We start from the raw sequence: 25,409 nt of genomic DNA on the forward strand, positions 1-25,409 counted from the left end.
AGCAGAATTCTCAGTCTTCGTAATCGTCGTCGTCGTGACCGAACGGATCGTCGACGGTCCCCGGCGTCCAGGTCAGACCGGGCTTGCCCCAACCGGAACGCTTGATGATCTTCTTGGCAGCGCGCGCGTTGCGGCCGATCAGTACGTCCGTGTAGAGGAAACCGTCGAGATGCCCGGTCTCGTGCTGGAGCATCCGTGCGAAGAATCCGGTGCCCTCGACCTCGATCGGGTTGCCGTCGGCGTCGGTGCCGGTGACCTTCGCCCAATCGGCGCGACCCGTCGGGAACTGCTCGCCGGGAACGGACAGGCAACCCTCGAAGTCTTCGTCCGGGTCGGGCATCGTCTGGGGGATTTCGGACGTCTCGAGTACCGGGTTCACGACGACGCCGCGTCGACGCTCGCTGCTGCGGTCGTCACCGGGGCAGTCGTAGACGAAGACTCGCAGTGGAACACCGACCTGATTGGCCGCCAGACCGACGCCGTTGGCAGCGTCCATCGTCTCGTACATGTCTGCGATCAGTTCGGCGATCTCGGCCGGGGACTGAGTGACCGGCTCTGTCGCCTTGTGCAGTACCGGGTCGCCGACGATTCGGATGGGGAGGATAGCCATGCGGACAAGGATAGTGCGGCGCGCCCGCGTAGTTATCACGGCCCGCACACTCGATCATGGTTCAATGGTTGCTGAAGAACAGCGATGTAATTCGTTGCTCGGTCGGAACGTGGGCCGCGGGGGAAATTGTGAGTTACCTTCGGGCCAGGGGACCGGGAAACTCACGGCCGCGAGAATTCGGTCGGAAAAAGAACACCGGGCATACGAGTCTCGCTGACGCCGAGCACAGCAGTCGAGGAGTGACATGGACGGCGCAACCGCGCGTAGTCGGAACCAGTCCGAAGGCACTGGCGCCGACGATTCGGTAGTAGATACAGCAGGCATGCACGAGGTCGGCGAAGACGGCCTCACCCGCCGGGAGCACGACATCCTCTCTTTCGAGCGTCAGTGGTGGAAGTACGCCGGTGCGAAGGAAGAAGCCATCAAGGAGTTGTTCGACATGTCGGCAACCCGCTACTACCAGGTTCTCAACGCCTTGGTCGATCGCCCCGAATCCTTGGCGGCTGATCCCATGCTGGTCAAGCGCCTGCGTCGTCTGCGTGCCAGCCGTCAGAAGGCCAGGGCCGCGCGTCGCCTCGGCTTCGAGGTCACCTGAATCACGCGTACATATGATCGGGCTGTCCACGCACTGGCGATAAGGTCGACATCGTGAGTACCCCGAAAGAGCAGCCGTCCGGACCTCCGCTTCGCGCAATCGCCATGGTGTTGATCGCGTTGGCGATCGTGTTCATCGGTCTCGGAGCAGCCTCACTGGGTGGATCGAGCGACGGTGGATCGGGCGACGAGAACACCGCAGCACAGCAGACCGAATCCTCGGCGTCTGCCACGACGAGCGCCCCCGCGCCTGCCACCACCAAGCCTGCAGCGACGACGCAACCCGCTTCGGGCGATACCACCACCACGTCGCGTCCCTCGGGAACTGCGACGACCACGACTTCCAGCTCCGCGAGCGGCGCCGACACGTCGAATGTCAGCGTTCGAGTTCTCAACAACAGCACCGTCTCCGGTCTGGCAGCAGGCACCGCCGAGGAATTGACGGCAGCAGGTTGGAACGTCGAGGAGACGGGTAACTACAGCGAGGGCACCGTCAGTACGACGACGGTGTATTACGGATCGTCCGCGGCGGAGAAGGCAGCGGCGCAGAAGATCGCGGCTGAACTCGGAGTCTCCGCAGAGCCTCGATTCGCCGGCATCGCGAACGCGTCACCTGGCGTGATCGTGATCGTGACCTCCAACTGACCGGTCGTGAAGGTGGAACTGACCCGTCGGTTCCAGCTACTACACGCGCCGTTATGATCAGAAGCACTTTCTCGCCACCTCAAAGGAGCGGTTCGATGGCCCCCAGCAGCACCCGGCGTATGTCCTGGCGCGTCGTTGCCCCTGTAGTCGCGATTGCCGCTTTCGGCTTGACCGCTTGCAGTAACAGCGAAGAGCCCAGCAGCGTCCCCGGCACGACTCCTCCGGTGTGGACCGGTGCAGCCGATCCCAGCGCGCACGAAAGCGCGGGCGGCCACGGTTCCGAGACGGCTCACGCCGGCGCTTCTGCCGAAACGGTCACCGCAACGCTGAACGGCACCGACGGCGCCAAGGTCGGAACGGTCACGTTCGCGCAGGAAGGTAGCGACGTCAAGGTCACCCTCGACGCCAAGGGCCTCACCCCCGGCTTCCACGGATTCCACGTCCACCAGGTCGCCAAGTGCGAGACCAATTCCGTTGCCCCCAGCGGCGGAGAGCCGGGTAACTTCCTCTCGGCAGGCGGACACTTCCAGGCCGAGGGTCACACGGGCCACCCGGCGAGCGGCGACCTCACTTCGGTTCAGGTCCTCGAAGACGGCACCGCCACACTGGTCACCACGACCGATGCATTCACCGTCGACGAACTGGTCGCAAACGGTGGAACATCCGTCATGATCCACGCCGGAGCGGACAACTTCGGCAACATCCCGACGCGTTACGCGCCGGCACCGGATCAGCAGACCCTCGACACCGGTGACGCCGGCGGACGCGTTGCTTGCGGTGTCATCACCAAGAGCTGACAAACTCACCTGAGTTTTGCATCACTTCCGGCGACTACCACGCAGTAGCCAGCACGGTGTTTTTACCGACACTGTGATTGGATTCTCTGCGTGGTAGTTCCATTTCCAGGTTCGCCGCGCCCGACGCTGGGCGTGGAGTGGGAGATCGCGCTGGTCGATCGCAAGACCAGAGATCTCTCCAACACAGCAGCCGAGGTGTTTTCGGCGGTCGAAGAGCTTGCCGGCTCCGAAACCCCGCACATCACCAAGGAACTACTGCGAAATACCGTCGAACTCGTCACGGGTATTCATTCGACGGTCGGCGAGGCGATGAGTGATCTCGACAGGTCACTGGATCTGCTTCGCCGCGCTGCGAATCCGCTCGGCGTCGACCTCATCAGCGCGGGCACGCACCCGTTCGCGCAATGGTCGACGCAGCTGGTCACCCGGACACCCGACTACGACGAACTCATCGAACGCACGCAGTGGTGGGGTCGGCAGATGCTGATCTGGGGCGTGCACGTTCATGTGGGTGTCTCGTCCGCGGATCGCGTTTTCCCCATCATCAACGCACTGCTGCAGCGCTATCCGCACCTGTTGGCGCTGTCGGCGTCCTCGCCGATGTGGGCCGGTGTGGACACCGGCTATGCGTCCAATCGCGCGTTGATGTTCCAGCAGCTCCCCACCGCGGGCCTTCCGTACCAGTTCGAGAACTGGGCCGAATACGAGTCGTTCATCGACGACCAGATGAAGACCGGTGTGATCACCAAGATCGGTGGCATGCACTGGGACATCCGTCCCGCGCCGAAGTGGGGAACCATCGAGGTCCGGGTGTTCGACGGCGTCTCGACACGCGCTGAACTGGGTGCTCTCGTTGCTCTGGTCCACTGCCTCATCGTCGATCTGGACCGCAGACTGAGTGCCGGTGAGACTCTGCCGAACATGCAGCCGTGGCACGTCAAGGAAAACAAGTGGCGCGCAGCGAGATACGGACTGGACGCCGAGATCATCCTCGACTCCGACGCAAACGAGTGCCTCGTCACTGACGATCTGGATCGCCTGCTCGACGACTTGGCGCCGATTGCGGTCTCACTCGGCTGCGCGGACGAGTTGGCGTCGGTGGCGGACATTCCCCGTCGCGGCGCGTCCTACCAGCGGCAACGTCGTGTCGCGGAAGCGACGGGCGGCGATCTGGTTGCGGTCGTCGACGCCTTGGTCGCAGAGTTGGGCACCTAGCAGGTTCACAGTGCGAAGGACTGTTTCGCGGACTGGAAATCCGGGCATACCAACCGTTTGTCCAGTGGGTGTCCATATTCAGTTCACACGCCGTTTACTATTGTCCGGTGTTGATAGACAGTTGGTCCCAACGAGGGGGCGCACCCGGACAGTCGGACCGTTCGTGGTCGAGTTCTCACCGACTCCTTCTGATCGGCACAGCAGCATTGACCGTGCTGGTCCTGGGCGTGCAGGCGTTCGCGTCGTACAAGGGCTATCTCGGTCCGGTGGAAAGCCTGTTCGGTGACTACTTCCTCGTTCCCCGCTCCGCGACCATGCCTTGGGTGGGCCTCGCTCTCGCGCTCGTCGGACTGAACAACAAAGAACGCATCTACGCGGTATCCGCGGCCGTCGTGATCGACGTGGTCGTCGGCGCGATCCGCTGGTTCTCGGGTGGACCGCTGACGATGGGCACCGGCGGCACCTGGGTGCTGACGGCCATCGCGGTGTACGCGGTGTGGAAGTTGTCCGGTGAGCGTCGACTCAGCGTTCTGCACGGCGTCGCTCTCGGCGCGTTGCTCATCATCGCGGCCAAGGTTGCCGAGACGTGGCTGGAGATCACCATTCTCGTCGGCACCGACGTGTGGGACGAGTACGTGTTCCTCGCCGACCAGGCTCTCGGGAATCCGTCGTGGGTGATGGGCCAGATCGTCGACGCCATGGGCCCCGTCGGTGCCGCAGCCCTCGACTGGATCTACGTCGAACTGCCGGTCGCAGTGATCGTGGTTGCTCTCTATCAAGTACGTAAGGGATGGCCGTCGCATCACCTGCTGCGCACGTTCCTGCTCATCGGGCTGATCGGCCCGATCTTCTACGTCCTGTTCCCGGTGGTCGGCCCGGTGTTCGCCTTCGGTCCGCGTGGGTTCGGATTCCAGATCGGTGACTACTGGCCGAACATCGTGCCCAACTTCGACTTCGCATCACCGTCGTCGCTGCCGTTCGACGACGCCGCACCGCGAAACTGCATGCCGAGCCTGCACACCGCGTGGGCAGTCGCGCTGTTCATCCACTCGCGCAGCGGACCGTGGTGGATTCGCAGCCTGGGATCGTTCTGGCTCGTTGCGACCCTGACCGCGACGCTCGGCTTCGGATTCCACTACGGCGTCGACCTCATTGCCGGTGCCGTCCTGTGCTTGACCCTCGATGCGGCGCTACGGGATCCGGAGCGCGGCTGGGGGTGGTTCCGAGTGCGTCTGTTGATCGGTGGCTCGGCACTCCTGGCGGGATTGTTGCTCTCGTACCGGTTCGCTGCGGTGCAGATGGCCGAGTACCCGGCGATCTTCGGGCCGCTGCTGATGGCTGTCCTGGTTCTCATGTCGGTGGCGTACTTCGCCACCTTCTTCGCCCGCCCCGGCACTGCTCTTGCGGTGTGGGGCGAGCGCGACGGCGAGTGGGATGCCGCTACAGCAGAGAGTCCGGGTCTTCCAGCTCGTTGATCTTCATGAGGTCGTCCTCTTCGCGCTGTTCGCGGTAGGCGACTCGGCCGACGCTGTGCGCGATCACGGGCGCCGTCAGCAGCGTGAAGATGCCCACCAGGACCAACATCCAGATGTCGACGCTCCCACGAAGCAGGAACACGGCGCCCATCAGGACCAAGATCAGTCCGACCACCTGAGGTTTCGTGGCCGCGTGCATACGACGCAGAGTGTCGGGGAAGCGAACGATTCCCACCGCGGCGGTCAGCGCGAGCAGCGCGCCGAGGAAGATGGAGATGGCCCCGATCGTGTCGAGGATGTTGCCGATCACTGGTCACTCACCCGGAAGCGCGCGACGGACACGGAACCGATGAAGCCGACCAGCGCCAGCGCGACGATCGCGGGAACGATGGTCGTGTCTTTGCTGTACGCGGCCCAGACCGCGAGTCCACACATCGAGACCGCGATGATCGTGTCCAGGGCGACGAGGCGGTCGAGTGAGCTCGGACCGTCGAGCAATCGGAACGTGGTCAGTACGGCGGCGATCAGCAGAATCACTCCGGAAATGATCAAGATCGTGGTGATGAACCCGTTCATGGTTGGTCCTCCTGCCGGGGTGCATCGAATTCGTAGTCGCGCTGGTGCCATGGGCTGGGTTGCCAGTCCGAATCACGTTCGAACGACGCGATGAACAACCGCTCGAGGTCCTCCACCGAGCGGTAGAACGCGCTGACGGCTTTCTGCGAGCCGACGTCGAGCACGTGGACGTAGACGATGCGTCGGTTCTGGTCGATCTCGAGAACCATCGTGCCGGGGATCAGGTTGAGAACGTCGATGCACAGCGTGAGAACCAGGTCGGACTTGATCCCGAGTTGGTACCGCAGAACTCCGGTGACCGGCGGCGGCGACGGACGGATCGCCAGCCACGCGACCTGGATACTCGACTGGATCGCGTAGTACACGATCATCCACAACAGACGCAGAATCGACAGCAGATGTACCCGACCCTCGACCGGTACGCGGGGGAGGGGAAGCAGGACCATGATGATCAGGCCGACGGCGAGTCCGCCGAAGATGTTGCCGAAACTGATGTTGCCCCACAACAGGATCCATACGACCATCAGCCACAGCAGGATCCCGACGCGGAGTACCTGTTCGCGTTTCATCGCGGAGCCTCCTCGGTATTCGGGACGTCGGTGTTCGGGGCCTCGGTATTCGGAACGGCTGCGGGGTCGTCTGCAGCGACGGGAGCTTCGTCGACCGGCACGGGCCGGTGGTTGCCGAGAACCGCGTCGATGTAGATGGACCGGTCCTGCAGATCCTTCGCCGCTCTGTCGCTGATGTCGATGATCCGGCCCGCGAACACCGTCAGTGCCAGACCGACGATGACAAGTCCGACCGTCGGAATCAGCATGAAGAGCGGAATCTTGCCGACATCCTCGCGGTCGACGAACGCGATGTCCTCTTCGGACTCGTCGATCAACGCTGACGGGCTGACGTCGGCGAGGTCACCTTCGGGCGCGTCGGCCCGGGCTCGCCAGAAAGCCTTGGTCCACACGCGGGCGACGGCGTAGAGCGTCAGCAAGCTGGTGATCGTGCCGCCGGCAACGAGGATCCAAGCCAACGCGCTGGCGTCGGCCGCACCGGCCTGAAGGAGCGCGACCTTGCCGATGAAGCCCGAGAACGGCGGGATACCACCGAGATTCAGCGCCGGGATCAGGAAGACGATCGCGAGGATCGGGCTGGCCGCCGCCAGACCGCCGAGACGGCGCAGCGACGACGACCCGGCTTGTCGTTCGATCAGACCCACGACGAGGAAGAGCGTCGTCTGCACGATGATGTGGTGGGCGACGTAGTAGATCGCGCCGGACAGCCCGGACGTCGTGGACAGTGCGATACCGAAGATCATGTAACCGATATGGCTGACCAGTGTGAACGAGAGCAGACGTTTGATGTCGCTCTGCGCGATGGCACCCATGATGCCGACCACCATCGTGAGCAGGCCGCACACCATCAGTACGTTGTCGAGTTCTCCTTGCGGGAACAGCAGTGAGTGTGCGCGGATGATCGCGTACACACCGACCTTGGTGAGCAACCCGGCGAAGACGGCGGTGATCGGTGCGGGCGCGGTCGGATACGAGTCCGGTAGCCACGCGGACAGCGGGAAAACCGCGGCCTTGATGCCGAACGCCACGAGCAGGACAGCGAAGATGGCGGTTCGTGTGCCCGGCGGAATGTTGTCGAAGCGCAGGGCCATGTCGGCCATGTTGAGGGTGCCGGTCGCCGCGTAGGCGAAGGCGATGCCCGCCAGGAAGATCAGCGAGGACACCATCGAGACCATCACGTACGAGACGCCGGCCCGGACGCGGTCGGCGCTGGCACCGAGCGTCAGGAGCACGAAACTCGCGGCGAGCAGAACCTCGAACCCGACGTAGAGGTTGAAGAGGTCACCGGCGAGGAACGCGTTGGAGATTCCGGCAGTCAATGCGAGATAGGTCGGCAGGAAGATCGAGACCGGCTGGGCCTCGCTGCCGTCGCGAATACCCTGACCGATCGCGTAGATCATGACGGCGAGCAACACCACCGACGAGACCACGAGCATCATCGCCGAGAGACGGTCGACCACGAGTGTGATGCCGATGGGGGAGTCCCAGCCGCCGACCTGAACGGCCGTCGTACCGTCGCGGTCGGCGAGGTAGAGCAGCAAGCCCGACACCGCGACGACGCCGACGAGCGCGATCAGTGTGATCACGCGCTGGAAACGAGGACGTCGGCCGACGACCAGCGTCGCAGCTGCGGCCAGCATCGGGATCAAGACGGGCAGGGGCGCAAGGGCTCCCATCAGGTTGTCCGAGATGGTCATGCGCCTCCACCTCCCTCGATCTTGGTCTGGCGAGCGTCTTTGCGCCGCTTCTCGGATTCCTTCTTACGAGCAAGGTCGGTGGCCCAGTCGGGTACCGGTTCGTCCTCGAAGTCGCCGTCGTGGAGGTCGTCGTAGCATTCGATGTCCTCGAGGTTGACCAGTTGTTCGAGGGGAATAGGGTTGCCGTCCTTGTCGAATGCGTCGCCGCCGATGCTCGGGGCACCGGTGACCGGGTCGTCGGAGCGGTCGTGGTCGGGAGCGTCGGCAGGCAGGCGACGCTTGAGAACCTTGGTGTCCTCGGGATCGTCCTCGACGGCGTCGGCGGTGTTGATCTTGTAAGACCGGTACGCCAGTGCCAGAACGAAGCCGGCGATACCCATCGTGATCACGATCGCCGTCAGGATCATGCCCTGGGCGAGCGGATCCGCTATCTCCTCGTGGACCGAATCTCGGCCGACGATGGGCGGATTCCCGTCCGATCCACCAACAGTGAGGATCAAGAGGTTGATGGCGTTGCCGAATAGAAGTAGACCGAGCAGCATCCGAGTGATGCTTCGTTCGATCAGCAGGTAGACACCGGCCGACGTGAGGACGCCGATCAGGATCAGCATTCCGATGTTTGCGCTCATGGTGCTTTCACCTCGATTTCTGCGTCGAGGCGGGCGCCGAGACTTCGGAGTACGTCCAGGACCAGGCCGACCACGATGAGGTAGACGCCCAGGTCGAAGAACAGTGCGGTGACCAGTTTGACGTGACCGATGAGCGGGAGTGTGAACTCGAAGACGGCGGACGAGAGCGCCGGGGCGCCGAGGAACAGCGACACCAGGGCGGTGCCCGCGGCCAGCGCCAAACCGAGGCCGAGAATCTTGCCCGCGTCGATGGGTACGGCTTCACCGAGTTCGTAGCGTCCGCCGGCGAGGTACCGAAGTACCAGCGCCAGGCCCGCCGTCAGGCCTCCGGCGAAACCGCCACCGGGGGCATTGTGACCGGAGAAGAAGAAGTAGATCGACAACACCATGATGGTCGGGAAGATCAACCTCGTGGTGACCTCGAGAACCAGCGAACGGTGTCGAGGATCGATGAGGTCTCCGCCGCGCAACCACGTCGTGTCCGAGTTGGCAGCTGCCTTGTCGACGATGACGGAGGGGGCGTCCGCGACGCGCGGCGCGATACCGAACCGGCGGTTGCGGAAGACGAGGCTGGCGACGCCAGTTGCCGCGACCAGCAGCACCGAGATCTCACCGAGGGTGTCCCATGCGCGGATGTCGACGAGTAGGACATTGACGACGTTCTTGCCGTTGCCCAGGTCGTAGGCCGCGTCGGGAAGCAGTTCGTAGATCGGACGAGTGTTTCGGGCATTGGTCGCGAAGGCCGCGATGGTGGTGACGGTGATACCGACGGCGACGGCGAGTGCGGCACGCGGCCACTTGAAGCCGATCGCCTTGCTCTCGTCGACTTCGGCGGGGAACTTCCGGAGCACGAGCACGAAGATCACCAGTGTCAGTGTCTCGACGAGGAACTGGGTCAGCGCGAGGTCGGGTGCGCCGTGCAGCGCGAACAACACGCCGCAGCCGTAGCCGGTCAGTCCGACGAGGATGACGCTGGCGAGTCGGTTGCGCATCAGCGTCGCGGCGATGGCGGCCGAGATCATCATCAGCGCGATCGTGAACTGGATGGGTGAATCCCACATCCGAAGGTCGACTCCGCCGCCATCGGTGTCGATGATCAGCAGGAACAGCGGCACAACGACCAGCGTCGCGAGAATCGTCGACTGTGTGCGGGGGAGCGAACCACGCTGAGTGGCACCGGTCAGGCGCATCGAGATGGTGTCCATGCCGCGCAGGGTCGCGTCGTAGATACGGTCGGCGTTGCCGAGCGGCGGGTGCTCGAAATGCAGGCGGCTGATCTGACGCTGCGCGATGTAGAGCGCGATGCCGCCGGCGATGACGATGCAGGTGAGCAGCAGCGGAGTGTTGAATCCGTGCCACAGCGCGAGGTGGTAGTCGGCGTGAGGTCCGGGGGCCAGTGTGGTCGAGTACGGCGTCAGCAGCTTCTCGAGTTGGGGCGAGAGAATGCCGGCGGCCAGACCGAGAACCGCGAGTAGGCCTGGCGCGAACAGGAACAGCCAACCCGGCTTGTGCATCTTGCTCACGGCTGGGCTGGGCTTGCTCAGGGTCTTACGTCCGAAGGCGCCCCAGATGAAGCGGACGCTGTAGCCGACGGTGAGGATCGAGCCCAACACGATCACCGTGACGACGGCGATGGACGACCAGTGGCCGAGCGCGTTCGTTTCGAGCACCGATTCGAGTGCGGCTTCCTTGCCGACGAATCCGAGTAGCGGTGGCAGACCGGCCATGCTGGCGGCAGCGAGGCTCGCGATGATCGCGAGAGCGGGTGCCGCTTTACCCAGGTGAGCAAGTTTGCGCAGGTCACGGGTACCGGTCGTGTGATCGATGATGCCAACGACCATGAAGAGTGCGGCCTTGAACATCGCGTGCGCCACGACCATCGTCATACCGGCCAGGGCGGCGTCACGCGTGCCGATGCCGACCAGGACCATCATGAAGCCGAGTTGGCTGACGGTTCCGAAGGCGAGGACGAGTTTGAGGTCGTACGCGCGCATGGCTCGCCAACCGGCGAGGATCATCGACAGCAGACCCAAACTGATGATGGTGATGCGCCACGGCGGCGAATCGGCGTACCCGGGAGCCAGGCGCGCGACGAGGTAGATACCGGCCTTGACCATTGCAGCAGCGTGAAGATAACCGCTGACAGGGGTTGGCGCGGCCATTGCACCGGGAAGCCAGAAGTGCAGGGGCACGATTGCCGATTTGGAGAGCGCACCGATCAGGATCAGGACGATCGCGACGGACGGGAGCCACCCCGTCGGCGGGTTCGCGACCAGTTCGGACAGGTTGTAGCTGCCGCCGACCTGGCCGAGGATGATCATGCCGACCAACATCGCCAGACCACCCGCGGTGGTGACCAGCAGTGCCTGGGTCGCGGCGCGGCGGCTGGTGGCGCGTTCGGCGTAGTGACCCACGAGCAGGAACGACAGGACCGTTGTCAGTTCCCAGAACACGTAGAGAAGCAGCATGTTGTCGCTGGTCACTAGCCCGAACATGGCACCCGCGAAGGCGACCATCTCGGCGGCGAAGATACCGAGTCGAGGTTCGTCGTCGGTGAAGTAGCGGGCGCAGTAGACCAGGATGAGCGTGCCGACACCCAGGACGAGCACGGCCATGATGGCCGAAAGCGCGTCGAACCTGAAGTCGATGTCCATCGACAGCCCTGGAACCCAGGTGATGTGCAGCGTCTCGACGGTGCCCCATTTGTCGATGACCCAGCCGAGGCCGGCGAGGGGGACTATCGCGAGGGGGAAGAAGCCGTTTCGCCCTAACCTGCGCACCACAAGCGGAGCCAAGAGGGCGGCAACGGCATGGGCAAGCAAGATAGCGAGCAAAAGGCACTCCGTCGTGTTGTCAGCGGGCGGCGGGGTGTCCGAACAAAATCGAACCTATCGGATTAACGAGACAATTCACCTTGTCGGAGAGGTTGTCTTTGCGTACATATTACCGGGCGTGGCAGTTTCGATGTGCAGCGAGTCGATTCGGACATCATCGGCACTCGCTGATACACGTAGGTTGGACGACGTGAATTCGTCGACACCCACCACGATCATCCGTACCGCCGCCCTTGCACACATTCGTGACCGCAAGCTGATCCAGACCCGCTCCGTGGGCAAGACCGCGTTCTACATGGCCGGCGGAAAGATCGACCCGGGTGAGACGCCCGAGCAGGCGTTGCACCGCGAAATTCGGGAGGAACTCGACGTCGATCTGGTCGACGGGACGGTCACGTTCCTCGACGTCTTCGAGGCTCACGCTTTCGGACATTCCGCGGACACGGGCCTGCACATGAGTTGTTATCTGGCGGAGATGGCCGGAGACCCGCGCCCGACCAGCGAGATCGCCGAGTTCCGCTACTTCACGCTCGCCGAGTACGCAGCGATGGACGAGGTGGCGCCCGGATCGCTCAAAGTGTTCCATCGCCTGGCGTCGATGGATCTGATCGACTGATCGGCGGAGGAACGGATCGATTGATCCGCCCCAATCGGAGACTCACGTAGGCGCAGACGGCCACGATGATCAACGCCACGGCGTCGAGTATCAGAATGTCGGTCGAGATTTCGAACGGGCCGACCGTCGTGATGCCGTTGAAGGGCTTGTTCTCGTCGAGCGGCGTGTACGCCGTCCATCCGTAGTCGAACTGCGGATAGACGAGCAGGGCCAGCGCCGTCGGGCCGAAGATGACACCGAGTCCGACGAGGGCTCGTGACGCTCCGGTCCGCGGTGGCTCTCGGTACATCGCGCTGGCGATCGCGTACGTGACGACCGCAGCGGTGAAGGCGACAAGAAGATCGCTGATCGTGAGAACGTCACCGATCTTCGGCGACGGCGACGTGGCGTAGCTGACGATCCCGGCGACCGTGACCGTCAGGAGCAATCCGTAGCCGACGACCCGCGAGGGAGCGATCGCGCCGATCGCTGCCGCGGCGACGATGACGAGTCCGATCACGACGGCGGTCGAGGCGGGGGTTTTCGACCATTCCATAGCTTCGGTTGCGGGACGGTTCGCCGAGACCGCCGCCAGAGTTGCGACGGCAGCGGTACACATCAGCAGGATACGACTGCCGTCGCCCAGCACCCGCGCGCAGATCACCGTGATCACCAGCGCGACGAGTAGTAGAGGCACCGCCGCCGTGACGGTGGTGATCTCGAACCACCAATTCGCAGCGACCCCGAAGAGAGTGAGCACCGCCGCGATAGTCACCGGTCGAACGGCCATCCGTTCCTTGGGGTGGTCCTTGTCGAAGTCGTGGAACCAGAACGCGGCGACGCAGGCGGCGGCCAAAGCGAGCGCGAGCAGTGTTGCCCCCAACACTGGTGGTTGAAACTGGTTGGTGTTGTCGGCGATGTAGTCCGCGTACCGCCGAGGAATAGCGTCTTCGTCGAGGAGTGAATCCGAGACATGCACGGCAACAATCGTTCCCGCGACGGAAGCGGCTCGGACCCGGGGAGCGGCAGCAACCGTGACCGCGCCGACAGCGACTCCCGCACCCACGGGTGAGAGTGCCTCGAAGTTGTGATCGTAGAGCCCGGGCAGTTCGAGTAGGAGTCCACCGAAGACCGTCATGGCCGCGGTCCGCAACCGGCAGCGGGCCATCATCGCGGCTGTCCCGACCGCGACGACAGCCAGAACGCCGGCGCCGATCGTCGAGATCGACCAGAACCTGTCGCCCGTCGAAATCGACGTCGACTGGCTGTTCACGAACGGTGCCAAGGCGACGACGGTGACGACGAATGCCGTCACACCACTCAGCGCGACGAGCAGCGTCCTGCGGGCGATGGGCACTGCTCCAAAATAGTCAATCCGGTACCAGTTGCACCGCAATAGCAGGTCTCAGTCCGGTGACGGTGTGTCAGTCGACTGGCTCCGGTTCGATCCGAGATTCCGTGGTGTCGACGGGTGGATGGGACCGTCGGAGGATCGCTGCACCGCAGAAGCCGATGATCAAGGCGAAGAGGATTGCAGTGCCGACGGTCTGAGGGGTGACGTAGTCGACGGTGATTCCGACGCCGCGTCCGAATAATCCTCCGTCGCCGTGGGGAGAGACCGCATCGATATCGAGCTGCCCTTGGATGTATATCGACGTCATCATCGGTGGGAAAGCGAGCTGATCGGTGAGAACAGCGATCGACGAGAAGGTCATTGCGGCAAAGGGAATGGCGAGTCCGAGTGTGGCGTCGACCAGGCTGCCGGGAGCCAGGGCACCGAACAGCAATCCGGCGGCGAGGCCCAGTGCGGCGATCTTCAGCGCGATTGACCAGACACCGTGCGCGGAGTCGAAGGGCAGTAGTTCGGACAGCGGTACCGCAACGAGGACGACGATGGGCACTAGGTTTGGCACCTGCTTGTGCAGTCTCAATCCGACGGCAACCGGCAGGGCCGCGAAAAGCACCAGTACCCAAGGGGACTTCAGGTCTCCCCAGTGGCCGGAACCCTTCGCGATGTCGACGAAGAGCGGGGCCGACGCAGCGGCCAGAGCGGTTGCGGCCCAGAGGAACTTGCCACCAGCACCGGAGGTGTCGCCGAGACGGTAGGCGGCGATCCATGTCAACGCGAGCGCAGCGCCTGCCGCCAAAACCATGACGATCCAGGCGGTCGCCTCGGACGCGTACTGCTGGCGATCGATCATGGCGCCGAGCACTCGATGCCCGATCGCCAGCGCGGCGATCACCACGAGCGCGATGCGGATTTCGCCCGCGTCGGGCTTGCGGATCCGGAAGCCGGATTGCGCGGTCACTGCACAGGCGATTGCTGCTGCGGCCGTGGCGCCGATCAACCACCACGACGGCTCACCTACCGAAGACGTACTCATCCGGCCCGTCCCGCCGGAGAACGTGCGAACCGCGAGGAAGGTGGCAAGCACGCCGAGGAGGGTGGCGTTCTTCGTGGAGGTGCGATCCCAACTGACGGCAACCACACAACCCAGAATCGCACCGGCTGCAACACTTTTGACGACGATCAAGGCGATCAGCAGGTCCAGTGACGCAACCTCGGGCACGACTGCCCGAATGATCGCGATGACGGCGACCCCGACGGTGATCGCGATCCAGGCTGCCCGACGGGAGCCGCGACGCTGTGAGAGTGCGCAGGCAAGCACGGCAACCACGGCGCCGAGCCCGACAGCGGTGGGTCCACTGCTGATCCAGCGATCTACTTCCGACGGGGAGGCCACGATGGCCCAGTCACGGAGAACGGGATTGGTCAGGGCCAGCGCCGCGAGTATCCCGGACAGGAGCGCAGCGACGGTGGTGAGGATCGCTCGAAGATCGAGTGGCATCGGGCCAACCTATCGCGGCGCCGCGACATCGGTCGTGGGCGGCGTGAGTGCCGGAAACCAGATGTCGGTGAGAACGTCTGCTGCGACGTCCGCACCCGCGGTGATCGCGCCCTGTTCCGCCCAGCGAATGAAGAAGCGCTCGACTTGTGTCAGCAGGAGTTCGACCCGGAGTTTCGCCTCGTCGTGTCGGCTCTGCGGCCAGCGTGCCAGGTACGACGGCATCGCGTTGGGCAGTGCGGAGATGCCTTCGCGGGCCAGTGTGCGGAACTCGGGTTCGAGGACCATGGCCTCGTCCCACGCCCGCATCATGTGGTGGTGATCGCGGCACCAGTCGAGAGCGCGGTTGATCCAGCCGGCGAATTCTTCGCGCGAACCGGAATCGAGTACGTGGTCGAGATCCTGGAATATGGCGAGGGTGCTGGATACGACGGTGTTCGAGCCGAGCGCCTTGAGGATGTCGATCTTTCCGGGAAAGTGCAGGTAGAAGGTGGCTCGGCTGCAACCGACCCGGCCGGCGATGTCCTCGACGGTGACAGCCGCGTATCCGCGTTCGGTGAAGAGCGCGCCGGCGGCATCCACGAGGTCTGCGCGGGTTCGCTGCTTCTGCTTCTCTCGCAGCGTCAGTCTGCCGGAGGTATCTGTCATTACCAGGATCCTAGTGCCGCGGGGGCTCTCACGGGTCAGTTGCACGAGACTCTCCGTCTTTCACTTGACAGTCCGTTAGTGAAAGCTACTCTGTGGTGTAGCGCACATTCGACCGATCAGAGGACGCCATGACCATCTCGGACACAACACGCACGCCTGACCTGCCGGCCGGATTCGACGTCACCGATCCTGCTGTCCTCGGGGAGCGGATCCCTTTCGAGGAATTCGCCGAACTGCGTCGCAACGCACCCGTGTGGTGGTGTGAGCAGCCGCCGACGGTCGGTGGATTCCAGGACGAGGGCTACTGGGTGGTCTCGCGTCACGCTGACGTCAAAGAGGTCAGCCAGCGCAGCGATGTGTTCTCGAGCTGGGAGAACACCGCGATCGCGCGTTTCGCCGACGACATGCCACGTGAGGCCGTCGAGATGCTCCGGCATCTTCTGCTCAACAAGGATGCACCGGAGCACACCAAGCTCCGCAAGCTGATTTCGAAGCTGTTCACGCCTCGCGCGATCAACGGCATGCGCGACGAATTGGACCGTCGTGCACGGAGCATCGTCGACACCGCTGTGAGCGAAGGCCCGGGCGACTTCGTGAAGCAGGTTGCCAGCGAGCTGCCGCTCCAAGCGATCGCGGATCTGATCGGTGTACCGCAGGACGATCAAGACAAGCTGTTCAAGTGGTCCAACGAGATGATGGGCTACGACGACCCGGAATACCAGGGTGATCCGGCAGTCGCGTCCACCGAGGTCCTCGGATACGCGTACCAAATGGCAGACGCACGTCGTACCTGCCCGGCAGACGACATCGTCACCACTCTGGTCCAGGCCGACATCGACGGCGACTCCTTGAGCCCGGAGGAGTTCGGGTTCTTCGTGCTCATCCTGGCGGTCGCAGGGAACGAGACCACTCGCAACGCCATCACGCACGGAATGATCGCGTTCCTGGACAACCCCGAGCAGTGGGAGCTGTACAAGAAGGAACGTCCCAAGACGACGGCCGACGAGATCGTCCGTTGGGCGACACCCGTCACCGCCTTCCAGCGCACCGCGCTCGAGGACACGGAATTGGCAGGAGTGTCGATCAAGAAGGGGCAGCGCGTGGTGATGCTGTACAGCTCCGCGAACTTCGACGAGGACGTGTTCGAGAACCCGATGACGTTCGACATCACTCGTAACCCCAATCCGCACTTGGGCTTCGGCGGAACGGGCGCGCACTTCTGCATCGGTGCCAACCTCGCTCGTATGGAGATCGACTTGATGTTCAACGCGATCGCCGACAACGTCCCGGACATCACCAAGATCGGTGATCCGCGCCGTCTGCGCTCGGGTTGGATCAACGGCATCAAGGAGTTCCAGGTCGATTACAAGAGCACAGGCTGCCCGGTCGCTCACTAGAGTCGGTAGGTGAGAGGTACACCCCACGATCTCGAGGAGCCACCGCATGACTTCGATCAACGACAAGGCAACTGCTCTATTGGCGTTGCACCAGCCAGGTAATCCGGTCATTCTCCCGACGGTATGGGACGCGTGGTCGGCGAATCTTGCGGTGGCTGCCGGTTTTGCAGCCCTGACGGTAGGCAGTCATCCGGTTTCCGATTCCATCGGCAAGCCGGACAACGAGGGCATCACCTTCGACGAACTTCTGCACCGGATCAAGCAGATCACCGGTGCGGTCGACGCCCCGATCTCGGTGGACATCGAGGGTGGTTACGGGCTCGAGCCGGCAGTTCTCATCGACGGGTTGATCGATGCCGGCGCTGTCGGACTCAACATCGAGGACACCGTTCACAGTGAAGGCGGACGCTTGCGCGAGGCGCAGGAGCACGCCGACTTCGTGGGTGGGCTTCGTCAGGCCGCCGACGCAGCCGGAGTTCACGTTGTCGTCAACGCGCGCACCGACCTGTTCGTGAAGCAGGTCGGTGACGAGGCCGATCGCGTCGATCGCGCCATCGCACGCCTCAAGCTGGCGGCCGACGCCGGCGCCGACGTTCTCTACCCCGTCGGGCGCCATGACGACGCGACCCAGCGCCGCCTGACGTCCGAGCTCCCACTTCCGATCAATGCGATCGGAATCCCGGACCAGGACGACCCGGCAAGTTTCGGTCCGCTCGGAGTGGCACGTGTGAGCTTCGGTCCGTTCTTCCAGATGGCATTGGCCAACCGTGCGAACGAGATCTTGGGACGCTGGAAGTAAGAATGCAGACACTGATGTCGCCCGGCCCGCTTCTCGACGATCGCGGACATTTGGTCGAGACGGGTTGGGCCCCATCGGAGATTCGCAAGTATCGACGCTCTGCGATCACCGCTCCCAAGTTCCGGATCAAGGAGTGGGACTACTACTGCGTTCTCACTGCGGATTACGGCATCGCGTTGACCGTCGCCGACAACGGGTACATGGGCTTGCTCGGAGTCTCCTGGCTCGATTTCCGAACACCACACGAGATCACCGAAAACGTGATGCTGCCGTTCCCGATGGGAAGGCTCGGTCTGCCCGAAAGCGCGGACGACGGTGATGTGGTGGTGTCGAAAGGTAAAGCTCGCTTCGAGTTTCGCCATGTGGACGGTGGGCGCCACCTGATTGTCGACTACCCGGCTTTCGACGGTGGGCGAGGCCTTCATGCCGATTTGTTCCTGGCGAGTCCTGCCGATGACCGGATGGTGATCGCCACACCGTTTCCGAAGGCGTCCCGTTCGTTTTACTACAACCAGAAGATCAACTGCCTGCCCGCTGCCGGGACCGTGCGAATCGGGATCGACGACTTCACATTTCGCTCGGAAGACTCGTTCGGCGTTCTCGATTGGGGCAGGGGAGTCTGGACTTTCGACAACACCTGGTACTGGGGTTCTGCATCCGGACTGGTGAACGGCGAGCGGTTCGGATTCAACATCGGTTACGGCTTCGGTGACACTACGGCGGCCAGCGAGAACATCGTGTTTGTCGGAGGGCGGGCACACAAACTGGACAGGATCGACTTCGGCATCCCGCAGGGAACGTACGACGGCGCTCCGTGGAACTTCTCGAGCAACGATGGTCGCTTCGAGATGACTTTCGAGCCGATCATCGACCGTGCCGCGACTTTCGACGTCGGGGTGCTGCGTTCGATTCAGCATCAGGTGTTCGGAAAGTTCTCCGGCACAGTGATCCTCGACGACGGCACCTCCGTGGTGGTTCGAGATCTCCTCGGATTTGCCGAGGAGGTTCGGAACCGCTGGTAGGCCGTACGTCTCCGCGAAGATGACGGAACGCAGCACGAGCACCGGGGCATGATCGTGCCCCGGTGCTCGCGTCTCGAGTTGTTTCACTTCAGGCTGCTGTCGGTGGGCCGTTCCCGCCGATCGGCTGCTGATACGGATCAACAGACATCGGCGGGTAGAACACCGTTTTGCGATCCGGCCCGATCTCCACCCGCCATTCGGTGTGGTGCAGTGTCCGGTGGTGATGACCGCACAACAAGATCAGATTGTCGAGATCTGTTGGGCCACCATCGTTCCAGTGAACAATATGATGAGCATCGCACCACCCCGACGGCGTTCCGCACCCCGGAAACGCACACCCACCATCACGAACCGCCAACGCCCGCCTCTGCGGCACCGTCGCTGTTCTCGCTTCCTTACCGCAGTCGAGCGGAACACCATTCTCATCCAACAAAATCCGCGTCACGGTGCAGTCGCACGCCAACATCCGCGCGGTATCGATACTGATCGGACCCACCCAATCCGCCCACGCAAACCCGAGTTCCTCCGTCGACGGCAGGAGGTCTTTCAAAGCCTGCAGATCCGTCATGTCTTTCGCGGACGCGGTGACCGTGATGTGCGGTTTCACCCCGCCTTCGATCGGACCCAACCCCGCCCGCTCGTACCGCCGCAGTAGTTCGCAGAACCCGTCCGCACGCCGCAGCGCCGGAGTACGGGTGTCCTTCACGCCGTCCTTCTCCGGTATCGGCGCAGACAGGCTCGACAACAACGTGATCAGACGCGCCCCGTTCACCGCATCCAAATCACCCTTCACGGTCACCCGCCCGTACAAGCCTTTCGAGGCGTAGAACTCGTTACGCTCCGAATCCTCACCCACCGGAACGCCGTCCTCGCGTTTGCCGTACTGCTTCTCGATCCGCCGGATCGCCGCCCGCACCGCATCGCAATCCACGATGTTCTTCGACGCCAACCCCAACAAGATCCCGCGGGCCTTGTCGACATCCGCCGGCGTCATGTTCTTCGGTGGATGCTGACAAAACGACGCCACCTGACGGGCTTTCAACGCATCCACGTCACCGCGGTGAAACGCATCGCCCACCACGGGTTCGAGCATCAGCAACCGCGCCAACCCGACCAGCAGGCTGCATTCGCCGATCTCCAGATTCGTCGACCCGTGCAACCACTGTGCGATCGCCCGAAAACCCTTCCCGCCGAGAACGTCCCGGGAAAACATTTCGACGATCAGCAACACCATCCGCGACTGCAACTCGTGCCGGGCGCGCACCAGATCCAGAACCTCACTCTTGAGGCCCTCACCATCCAGCTGCCACGCTTCCCGACTGTCCATGCTCAAAGTCTAATCGAACAAAGTTTCGAACACAAGACTTGAATCTCGAAAACTGTTCCTATGCAATAATTTTCGACAATTCTGATTTCTGGGACTTTTCGGATCTTCATTCGATTTGCGGCAGGCAATCTCGACTGCCTCATCGCATGGACTCTGCTGACGCCGAGCACTCGGCATACATTCCGGCTTCATGTTGACGTGGACGAGGGCACTTGGACGCGTGGCCGCGCATGGGCTCTGTCGAATGCATTGGTTGCCTTGCCGTACTACCGCGACACGAACGAGCAGATCACGGCCTGGGCGAAACATGCGATTGCCCAGGTCATTGACGACATCCGCACTGAACCCTGAGACCACTTGCGCCGTCTCCGTTCTCGCAACAATCCTTGGAACTCGAGCAGGGAAGGTTATCGGCCTTTGTCCACGGCGTTCGGCGACCGATCAGCCGATCGCGCTCAGGTCCCCGTACACCGTCCGGCCCTCCAGGACGGTGGCGAGCACCGTGATGTCGGCCAGCTCGGCCGGCTCGACGTCGAGGGGATTTGCCGACAGCACAACCAAATCCGCGTAGGCACCGGGAAAGATGGACCCGATGTGATCTTCGCTGAACAGCTGCCACGCGGCGTTGACCGTGTGGGCGCGCACTGCGGCATCCACGGGGATCCGTTCCTGGGGTGCCACGACGCGGCCGCTGGGCGAAAGTCTGGTGACGGCGTCCTGCATATTCCGTAGCGGATTGGCGGGGGTGACGGGACCGTCGTTGTGGAAGGTGAACCGTTGCCCGGCCGCGAGTGCAGATCCTGCTGCGGCCCAGACGGATCCGTATTCGGGGCCGAACAGGTCATCCACCAGAACGTCACCCCAGTAGTGCAAGTGGTCGATGAAGATGCTGACCGTGACGCCCAGTTCCGCTGCGCGGGCGAACTGATCCGGACGCATCGCGCCGACATGTTCGAGGCGCAACCGGTGATCGGGCCGGGGGTGCTCCTTCAGAAGCTGCTCCCACGCGTCGAGAACCATGGTGATCGCGTCGTCGCCGTGGGCGTGGCACGCCATCTGCCACCCCTTGGCGAAGTAAGCGGAACTGATGTCGTGGATCTGTTCGCCGGTGTAGTTGGCATGCCCGTGCGTGCAGGCGATCCCGAGCGCACGGGTGGCTTCGGTATCGAGATACGGGAAACTGGTGGCGATGTTGCCGACCCACGGCGAACCGTCGGACCAGACCTTGATGCCGATCTGGCGCACCAGGTCGTTTCCGTCGCCCGGCGACGCCTCGGTAGTGCGTGCGTCGTTGGACATTTCGTAGAGCCGCAGGCGGGTGGTGAGCAGTCCGGCGTCGGCTATTGCGGCCAGGGCGGGCCGCATCTTGGGGTCGAACGACAATTCGGCGATGGTGGTGATTCCGGCGGCGTTCAGTCGGGCGCATTCGGCCGCCACCAGTGCGGGGAAGTCGTCACCGATAGTGACTGCGTGGCCCGCGACTGCGAACACCGCAGGCATTTCGTACGCGGCTCCGTCGAGTGCGCCCGTCGCGTCGTGGCCGTACGATCCGCCGATCGGATCGGGGGTATCGCGGGTGATGCCGGCCTGCACTGCTGCCGCCGTGTTGAAATACGCGACGTGTCCCGAGTTGTGCATGATCACGAGGGGGTACTCCGGCGCTATGGAGTCCAGCCAGTCGATGGTCGGATCGGGTAGGCCCTTCTGCAGCAACGGGTCCCAACCGTTCAGAGAAGCGCCGGCAGCACCTCGCGAACGAACAGTGTCGACGACGGCAGCAACTACGGCATCCGCCTCGGCGATCGTGACAGGCCGGATGTCGACGACGTCAGGCCCGAGAACGATGGCTTCTTCCAGGGGGTGACCGTGCGGTTCGATGAACCCCGGCAGAACAGCGGCACCTCCGACGTCGACGACGCGGGTATCCGGCCCCACCAGTTTCTCGACGTCCGTGCGCGCGCCGACGGCTGTGATCCGGCCGCCCGTCACGGCGAGCGCCTGGGCGCGTGGTGATTCCTCGTGCATGGTCACGATGTCGCCGTACAGAACCAGATCAGCAGCCATGGTCAGTCCTTATCGGTTGTCCGCGTACGCCTGTAGGTGTGCCACCTGCTCGGAATCGAGTGAGGGACGTACCTTCTCACGGGCGGTTGCCACGTCCGCGGCCGTCACGTCGGCCGCGTCCATGCTCCGACGCATGGCGGCGAGTGCAGCCTCACGCAGGAGAGCCGAGCAGTCTGCTGCCGAGTATCCCTCGAGATCGACGGCCAGAATGTCCAAATCGACATCTTCGGCGAGCGGTACCGACTTGCCGGAAGCACGCAGAATCGCTTTGCGGGCCTCCGCATCCGGCGGCGGTACGAATACGAGACGTTCGAGTCTGCCGGGGCGCAAGAGAGCCGGGTCGATCAGATCCGGTCGATTGGTGGCGCCCAACACCACGACGTCGCGTAGCGGTTCGACGCCGTCGAGTTCGGTCAGCAACGCGGCTACGACGCGATCCGACACCCCGGAGTCGGAACTTTGACCACGACGCGGGGCAAGGGCGTCGATTTCGTCGAGGAAGATCAACGACGGCGCCGAATCGCGTGCGCGCTGGAACAACTCTCTTACGGCCTTTTCGGAGGCGCCGACCCACTTGTCCATCAGCTCTGCGCCTTTCACGGCATGAACGCTGAGGTGCCCCGAGCTGGCAAGGGCACGAACGAGATACGTCTTGCCGCAGCCAGGAGGGCCGTAGAGGAGCACGCCGCGGGGTGGGTCGACACCGAGGCGCGCGAAGGAGTCGGGGTGCTGCAGCGGCCACAACACCGCCTCGGTGAGCGCCTGTTTGGTTTCGACCATGTCGCCGACGTCGTCGAGGGTGACGCTGCCGATCGACAGTTCTTCGGTACTCGAACGAGACAGTGGCCGAATCACTTCGAGGGCACCGACAAGATCTTCCTGCGTGATCTCCGGAGAATCACCGGATTTGGACGCCCGCGTCGCCGCTCGCAAGGCAGCTTCACGGCAGAGCGCCGCGAGGTCGGCGACCACGAATCCGGGTGCGCGCGAGGCGATGGCGTCGAGTTCGAGGGTTCCGGTGGGCACGCGGCGGAGCAGGAGTTCGAGCAACGCCTTGCGGGTTGCGCCGTCCGGCAGGGTAAGTGCGAGTTCTCGATCGCAGAGATCCTGGCCGCGAAGGCGCGCGTCGACGGTCTCCGGATGGGCGGAGGTCGCGACGAATGCCACGCCCGGGGTTGCGACGGCGCTGCGCAGTTGTTCGAGGATCAGTGCGGACACCGGTTCCGCGGTGGCCGGAAGCAGAGCGTCGATGTCACTGATCAGCAGTACACCACCGCCGCGCACGGCAGCAACGGCGTCGACGATTCGCTGCAGGCGGGTATTCGCCTCGGTGGCACCGACTCCCGGGCCGTCGAGTTCGACCAGTTTGCGCGAGGACAGGACCGAGCGGGCCAACGTGGCTTTGCCTACGCCGGCGGGGCCCGTGATGAGGACGCCGAGGTGCGGGGAGGCGCCGAGCGTACGGAGCAGTTCTGGTTCGTCGAGTGCCAGGCCGAGCCACTCGGTCAGCTTGGCTGCCTGCGCTTGCGCGCCGACGAGGTGATCCAGCGGAACCGACGGTGCAGGCTCGATCGCGACGGCGGCCGGACTGGAAACAAGCGCACTCGGTGTCAGTGTGCCCGCCGAGCCGGAACCCCAGTTGACTGCCGAATTCGGCTGGACGCTGACCGGACCACCGGCAGGTTCGACGGCCGTGACGGTGAGCAGTTCGGATGTCCACGCGACGCCGAAGGTACGGGAAAGCGCTTGGGTGGCTTCGGAAGTGCTCGTACCCGGACCGAGATCGCGGGGGAGGAGCGAGACCGTGTCGCCGACGCTGACGACCTTGCCCAGAAGAGCTTGTCGCAGAACCGTCGAGCTGATCGAATTTGTCGCCATGGACGAGCCGGTGACGGAGACGGATCGCGCTCCGTACACCGTCACCGGACCGACCACGACGGAAGAGTTCTCGGTCAGGCCGACGTTCGACATGGTGACGTCGTCGAGAAGGATCGTGCCTGCCGGGGTTCCGGTGGGTGCACGGCCCGCGACGGTCGCGGTGCCGCGGGCTCCCATGAGTGCGATGGCATCCCATTCGCGGATGCCCAACGCCGCCAACGCTTCGGGGTGCAAGCGCACGACCCCGCGGCGTAGGTCGGCGGCAGAGGTGTTGAGTCGAACGGTGAGGGCGAGTTCCGGCGAAGTCACCTCTCGAGAGTACGTCGTGGACTAGCGGGGTCGCCGCAATCCGAGACGAGCGGCCGAGCGGCGGCCACCGACGTTGGGTTGGCGTCGGATCGCGCGGCGTTCGGAAGGCTTGATGTCCCAGGTTTCGGGACGTGCTGCCACCCACCGCTTCGAGTGCACGGCAAACGGGATGTGCACCAGGTAGATCGCGATGAGAACGATCAGCAGGATGTACGGGTAGGTGATGAGTGCGGCTGCAGCCAACGTCACCAGGACGAGCAGGCCGGCCGCCATGTGCGGCGGCACGGATACCGACTTCATCGCCAGGGTCGGGATGCGGCTGACGATCAGTGCAGCCGAGAAGAGCGTCCACACGATGACGACGAAGTGCGAAGACCACCAGCCGTCACCCCACTGAGCCGTCGCGGCCAGGGGAGTGAGGGCGATGAGTGCGCCGGCCGGAGCCGGAACGCCGACGAAGTACTCACGTGCATACGCGGGGACGTCGTCGTCGTCGAGCAGGGTGTTGAAACGTGCGAGTCGCAACACGATGCTGACCGCGTAGATCAACGCGATGATCCAGCCGATGCTGGTGCCGTCCAGCAAGGTCACGTACAGGACCAGGGCCGGGGCGACGCCGAAGGAGATGGAGTCGGCCAGTGAGTCGAGTTCGGCGCCGATCTTGCTGGTGGCGTCGAGCAGTCGCGCGATGCGGCCGTCGAGTGAATCGAGGACGGCAGCGGCGCCGATCATCGCGAGCGAGGTACCGGGTTGTCCGTCGAGAGCGAATTTGACGGCGGACAGCCCGGCGCACAGCGCCAGGATGGTGATGACGGACGGCAGCAACCGCACCGCCTGGGTGCGTTTGGGCATCTTCGCGCCGGGTTGGGCTGCTCCCGGCTTC

General features: G+C 63.8%; 24 protein-coding genes. 10 read left to right on the forward strand and 14 right to left on the reverse strand.

Features of this window, described 5'->3' with window-relative positions:
• Positions 1 to 10 precede the first annotated feature (10 nt).
• Complete coding sequence (locus tag M0639_RS07395) at positions 11 to 610, reverse strand: peptide deformylase (protein WP_003945053.1); 600 nt, start codon at positions 608 to 610, stop codon at positions 11 to 13.
• A 244-nt stretch (positions 611 to 854) separates the two neighbouring features.
• On the opposite strand from M0639_RS07395, the gene napA reads away from it, so the two are divergent.
• The 5 genes from napA (at position 855) to M0639_RS07420 (ending at position 5,336) form a co-directional block, all read left to right on the forward strand.
• On the forward strand, positions 855 to 1,205 hold the full coding sequence (gene napA / locus M0639_RS07400) for a nucleoid-associated protein NapA (RefSeq protein WP_007730120.1): 351 nt from the start codon (positions 855 to 857) through the stop codon (positions 1,203 to 1,205).
• Between the two features lie 53 nt (positions 1,206 to 1,258).
• A complete protein-coding gene (locus M0639_RS07405; RefSeq protein WP_054827817.1) occupies positions 1,259 to 1,849 on the forward strand; it encodes a LytR C-terminal domain-containing protein in 591 nt (196 codons plus the stop codon).
• A 95-nt stretch (positions 1,850 to 1,944) separates the two neighbouring features.
• The gene (gene sodC / locus M0639_RS07410; RefSeq protein ID WP_007730117.1) at positions 1,945 to 2,646 is read left to right on the forward strand and encodes a superoxide dismutase[Cu-Zn]; all 702 of its coding nucleotides are present in this window, start codon (positions 1,945 to 1,947) and stop codon (positions 2,644 to 2,646) included.
• 90 nt (positions 2,647 to 2,736) lie between these two features.
• On the forward strand, positions 2,737 to 3,861 hold the full coding sequence (locus tag M0639_RS07415; protein WP_003945034.1) for a glutamate--cysteine ligase: 1,125 nt from the start codon (positions 2,737 to 2,739) through the stop codon (positions 3,859 to 3,861).
• A 107-nt stretch (positions 3,862 to 3,968) separates the two neighbouring features.
• Entirely contained in the window at positions 3,969 to 5,336 is a 1,368-nt protein-coding gene (locus M0639_RS07420) for a phosphatase PAP2 family protein (protein ID WP_042926204.1), read from the forward strand.
• On the opposite strand, the gene mnhG is transcribed toward M0639_RS07420, so the two are convergent.
• From mnhG to M0639_RS07450, 6 genes are read right to left on the reverse strand one after another with little or no spacing between them, the layout of a single operon-like run.
• Positions 5,302 to 5,646 carry a monovalent cation/H(+) antiporter subunit G gene (mnhG, locus tag M0639_RS07425; protein WP_003945045.1) on the reverse strand — a complete coding sequence of 115 codons (345 nt, stop codon included), beginning with the start codon at positions 5,644 to 5,646 and terminating at the stop codon, positions 5,302 to 5,304. The genes M0639_RS07420 and mnhG overlap by 35 nt on opposite strands.
• Positions 5,643 to 5,912, reverse strand: coding sequence for a monovalent cation/H+ antiporter complex subunit F (locus M0639_RS07430; RefSeq protein ID WP_003945061.1), 270 nt, complete (start codon positions 5,910 to 5,912; stop codon positions 5,643 to 5,645). Before M0639_RS07430 ends, mnhG begins: the two co-directional genes overlap by 4 nt.
• A complete protein-coding gene (locus M0639_RS07435) occupies positions 5,909 to 6,481 on the reverse strand; it encodes a Na+/H+ antiporter subunit E (protein ID WP_003945063.1) in 573 nt (190 codons plus the stop codon). Before M0639_RS07435 ends, M0639_RS07430 begins: the two co-directional genes overlap by 4 nt.
• The gene (locus M0639_RS07440; RefSeq protein WP_003945059.1) at positions 6,478 to 8,178 is read right to left on the reverse strand and encodes a Na+/H+ antiporter subunit D; all 1,701 of its coding nucleotides are present in this window, start codon (positions 8,176 to 8,178) and stop codon (positions 6,478 to 6,480) included. Before M0639_RS07440 ends, M0639_RS07435 begins: the two co-directional genes overlap by 4 nt.
• The gene (locus tag M0639_RS07445; protein WP_003945054.1) at positions 8,175 to 8,807 is read right to left on the reverse strand and encodes a Na(+)/H(+) antiporter subunit C; all 633 of its coding nucleotides are present in this window, start codon (positions 8,805 to 8,807) and stop codon (positions 8,175 to 8,177) included. The genes M0639_RS07440 and M0639_RS07445 overlap by 4 nt, the downstream gene beginning before the upstream one ends.
• Positions 8,804 to 11,641, reverse strand: a complete 2,838-nt coding sequence (locus M0639_RS07450; protein WP_007730104.1) for a Na+/H+ antiporter subunit A — start codon at positions 11,639 to 11,641, stop codon at positions 8,804 to 8,806. Before M0639_RS07450 ends, M0639_RS07445 begins: the two co-directional genes overlap by 4 nt.
• 190 nt (positions 11,642 to 11,831) lie before the next feature.
• On the opposite strand from M0639_RS07450, the gene M0639_RS07455 reads away from it, so the two are divergent.
• Positions 11,832 to 12,257 (forward strand): NUDIX hydrolase, encoded by a 426-nt coding sequence (locus M0639_RS07455; RefSeq protein ID WP_031331804.1) that lies wholly within the window; start codon positions 11,832 to 11,834, stop codon positions 12,255 to 12,257.
• Here M0639_RS07455 and M0639_RS07460 read toward each other — a convergent pair.
• From M0639_RS07460 to M0639_RS07470, 3 genes are all read right to left on the reverse strand, one after another.
• On the reverse strand, positions 12,214 to 13,593 hold the full coding sequence (locus M0639_RS07460) for a hypothetical protein (RefSeq protein WP_223304380.1): 1,380 nt from the start codon (positions 13,591 to 13,593) through the stop codon (positions 12,214 to 12,216). The two genes, M0639_RS07455 and M0639_RS07460, sit on opposite strands and share 44 nt — an antisense overlap.
• 67 nt (positions 13,594 to 13,660) lie before the next feature.
• On the reverse strand, positions 13,661 to 15,085 hold the full coding sequence (locus M0639_RS07465) for a hypothetical protein (protein ID WP_064075627.1): 1,425 nt from the start codon (positions 15,083 to 15,085) through the stop codon (positions 13,661 to 13,663).
• A gap of 9 nt (positions 15,086 to 15,094) precedes the next feature.
• A complete protein-coding gene (locus tag M0639_RS07470) occupies positions 15,095 to 15,730 on the reverse strand; it encodes a TetR/AcrR family transcriptional regulator (RefSeq protein ID WP_042926208.1) in 636 nt (211 codons plus the stop codon).
• A 128-nt stretch (positions 15,731 to 15,858) separates the two neighbouring features.
• On the opposite strand from M0639_RS07470, the gene M0639_RS07475 reads away from it, so the two are divergent.
• Genes M0639_RS07475 through M0639_RS07485 form a run of 3 tightly spaced genes read left to right on the forward strand, consistent with a single transcriptional unit; the run spans position 15,859 to position 18,948 of the window.
• Positions 15,859 to 17,127 (forward strand): cytochrome P450, encoded by a 1,269-nt coding sequence (locus M0639_RS07475; RefSeq protein ID WP_064075626.1) that lies wholly within the window; start codon positions 15,859 to 15,861, stop codon positions 17,125 to 17,127.
• 46 nt (positions 17,128 to 17,173) lie between these two features.
• On the forward strand, positions 17,174 to 17,926 hold the full coding sequence (locus tag M0639_RS07480) for an isocitrate lyase/PEP mutase family protein (protein WP_003945055.1): 753 nt from the start codon (positions 17,174 to 17,176) through the stop codon (positions 17,924 to 17,926).
• Positions 17,927 to 17,928: 2 nt separating this feature from the next.
• On the forward strand, positions 17,929 to 18,948 hold the full coding sequence (locus M0639_RS07485; protein ID WP_054782291.1) for a DUF2804 domain-containing protein: 1,020 nt from the start codon (positions 17,929 to 17,931) through the stop codon (positions 18,946 to 18,948).
• Between the two features lie 88 nt (positions 18,949 to 19,036).
• On the opposite strand, the gene M0639_RS07490 is transcribed toward M0639_RS07485, so the two are convergent.
• Entirely contained in the window at positions 19,037 to 20,275 is a 1,239-nt protein-coding gene (locus M0639_RS07490) for an HNH endonuclease signature motif containing protein (protein ID WP_064075625.1), read from the reverse strand.
• Between the two features lie 198 nt (positions 20,276 to 20,473).
• Here M0639_RS07490 and M0639_RS07495 point away from each other — a divergent pair, with 198 nt between their 5' ends.
• Positions 20,474 to 20,626 carry a hypothetical protein gene (locus M0639_RS07495; protein WP_054802368.1) on the forward strand — a complete coding sequence of 51 codons (153 nt, stop codon included), beginning with the start codon at positions 20,474 to 20,476 and terminating at the stop codon, positions 20,624 to 20,626.
• Between the two features lie 90 nt (positions 20,627 to 20,716).
• Here M0639_RS07495 and M0639_RS07500 read toward each other — a convergent pair whose 3' ends face one another.
• From M0639_RS07500 to M0639_RS07510, 3 genes are read right to left on the reverse strand one after another with little or no spacing between them, the layout of a single operon-like run.
• A complete protein-coding gene (locus M0639_RS07500) occupies positions 20,717 to 22,339 on the reverse strand; it encodes an amidohydrolase (protein ID WP_054782292.1) in 1,623 nt (540 codons plus the stop codon).
• Between the two features lie 9 nt (positions 22,340 to 22,348).
• Positions 22,349 to 24,526, reverse strand: a complete 2,178-nt coding sequence (locus M0639_RS07505) for an AAA family ATPase (RefSeq protein WP_064075624.1) — start codon at positions 24,524 to 24,526, stop codon at positions 22,349 to 22,351.
• Between the two features lie 21 nt (positions 24,527 to 24,547).
• Positions 24,548 to 25,378, reverse strand: coding sequence for a CDP-alcohol phosphatidyltransferase family protein (locus tag M0639_RS07510; protein ID WP_029254795.1), 831 nt, complete (start codon positions 25,376 to 25,378; stop codon positions 24,548 to 24,550).
• Positions 25,379 to 25,409: the final 31 nt, after the last annotated feature.

Origin of the sequence: Rhodococcus qingshengii JCM 15477 (genome assembly GCF_023221595.1) — a bacterium.
Lineage (GTDB): Bacteria > Actinomycetota > Actinomycetes > Mycobacteriales > Mycobacteriaceae > Rhodococcus_F > Rhodococcus_F qingshengii.

What these genes read in the sequence shown, in the direction of transcription:
- M0639_RS07500 (WP_054782292.1), bottom strand. Translation starts at nt 22,339, where the DNA reads ATGGCTGCTGATCTGGTTCTGTACGGCGACATCGTGACCATGCACGAG.
- M0639_RS07490 (WP_064075625.1), bottom strand. Translation starts at nt 20,275, where the DNA reads ATGGACAGTCGGGAAGCGTGGCAGCTGGATGGTGAGGGCCTCAAGAGT.
- sodC (WP_007730117.1), top strand. Translation starts at nt 1,945, where the DNA reads ATGGCCCCCAGCAGCACCCGGCGTATGTCCTGGCGCGTCGTTGCCCCT.
- napA (WP_007730120.1), top strand. Translation starts at nt 855, where the DNA reads ATGGACGGCGCAACCGCGCGTAGTCGGAACCAGTCCGAAGGCACTGGC.
- M0639_RS07435 (WP_003945063.1), bottom strand. Translation starts at nt 6,481, where the DNA reads ATGAAACGCGAACAGGTACTCCGCGTCGGGATCCTGCTGTGGCTGATG.
- M0639_RS07465 (WP_064075627.1), bottom strand. Translation starts at nt 15,085, where the DNA reads ATGCCACTCGATCTTCGAGCGATCCTCACCACCGTCGCTGCGCTCCTG.
- M0639_RS07475 (WP_064075626.1), top strand. Translation starts at nt 15,859, where the DNA reads ATGACCATCTCGGACACAACACGCACGCCTGACCTGCCGGCCGGATTC.
- M0639_RS07430 (WP_003945061.1), bottom strand. Translation starts at nt 5,912, where the DNA reads ATGAACGGGTTCATCACCACGATCTTGATCATTTCCGGAGTGATTCTG.
- M0639_RS07440 (WP_003945059.1), bottom strand. Translation starts at nt 8,178, where the DNA reads ATGACCATCTCGGACAACCTGATGGGAGCCCTTGCGCCCCTGCCCGTC.
- M0639_RS07480 (WP_003945055.1), top strand. Translation starts at nt 17,174, where the DNA reads ATGACTTCGATCAACGACAAGGCAACTGCTCTATTGGCGTTGCACCAG.
- M0639_RS07395 (WP_003945053.1), bottom strand. Translation starts at nt 610, where the DNA reads ATGGCTATCCTCCCCATCCGAATCGTCGGCGACCCGGTACTGCACAAG.
- M0639_RS07510 (WP_029254795.1), bottom strand. Translation starts at nt 25,378, where the DNA reads ATGCCCAAACGCACCCAGGCGGTGCGGTTGCTGCCGTCCGTCATCACC.
- M0639_RS07470 (WP_042926208.1), bottom strand. Translation starts at nt 15,730, where the DNA reads ATGACAGATACCTCCGGCAGACTGACGCTGCGAGAGAAGCAGAAGCAG.
- M0639_RS07485 (WP_054782291.1), top strand. Translation starts at nt 17,929, where the DNA reads ATGCAGACACTGATGTCGCCCGGCCCGCTTCTCGACGATCGCGGACAT.
- M0639_RS07445 (WP_003945054.1), bottom strand. Translation starts at nt 8,807, where the DNA reads ATGAGCGCAAACATCGGAATGCTGATCCTGATCGGCGTCCTCACGTCG.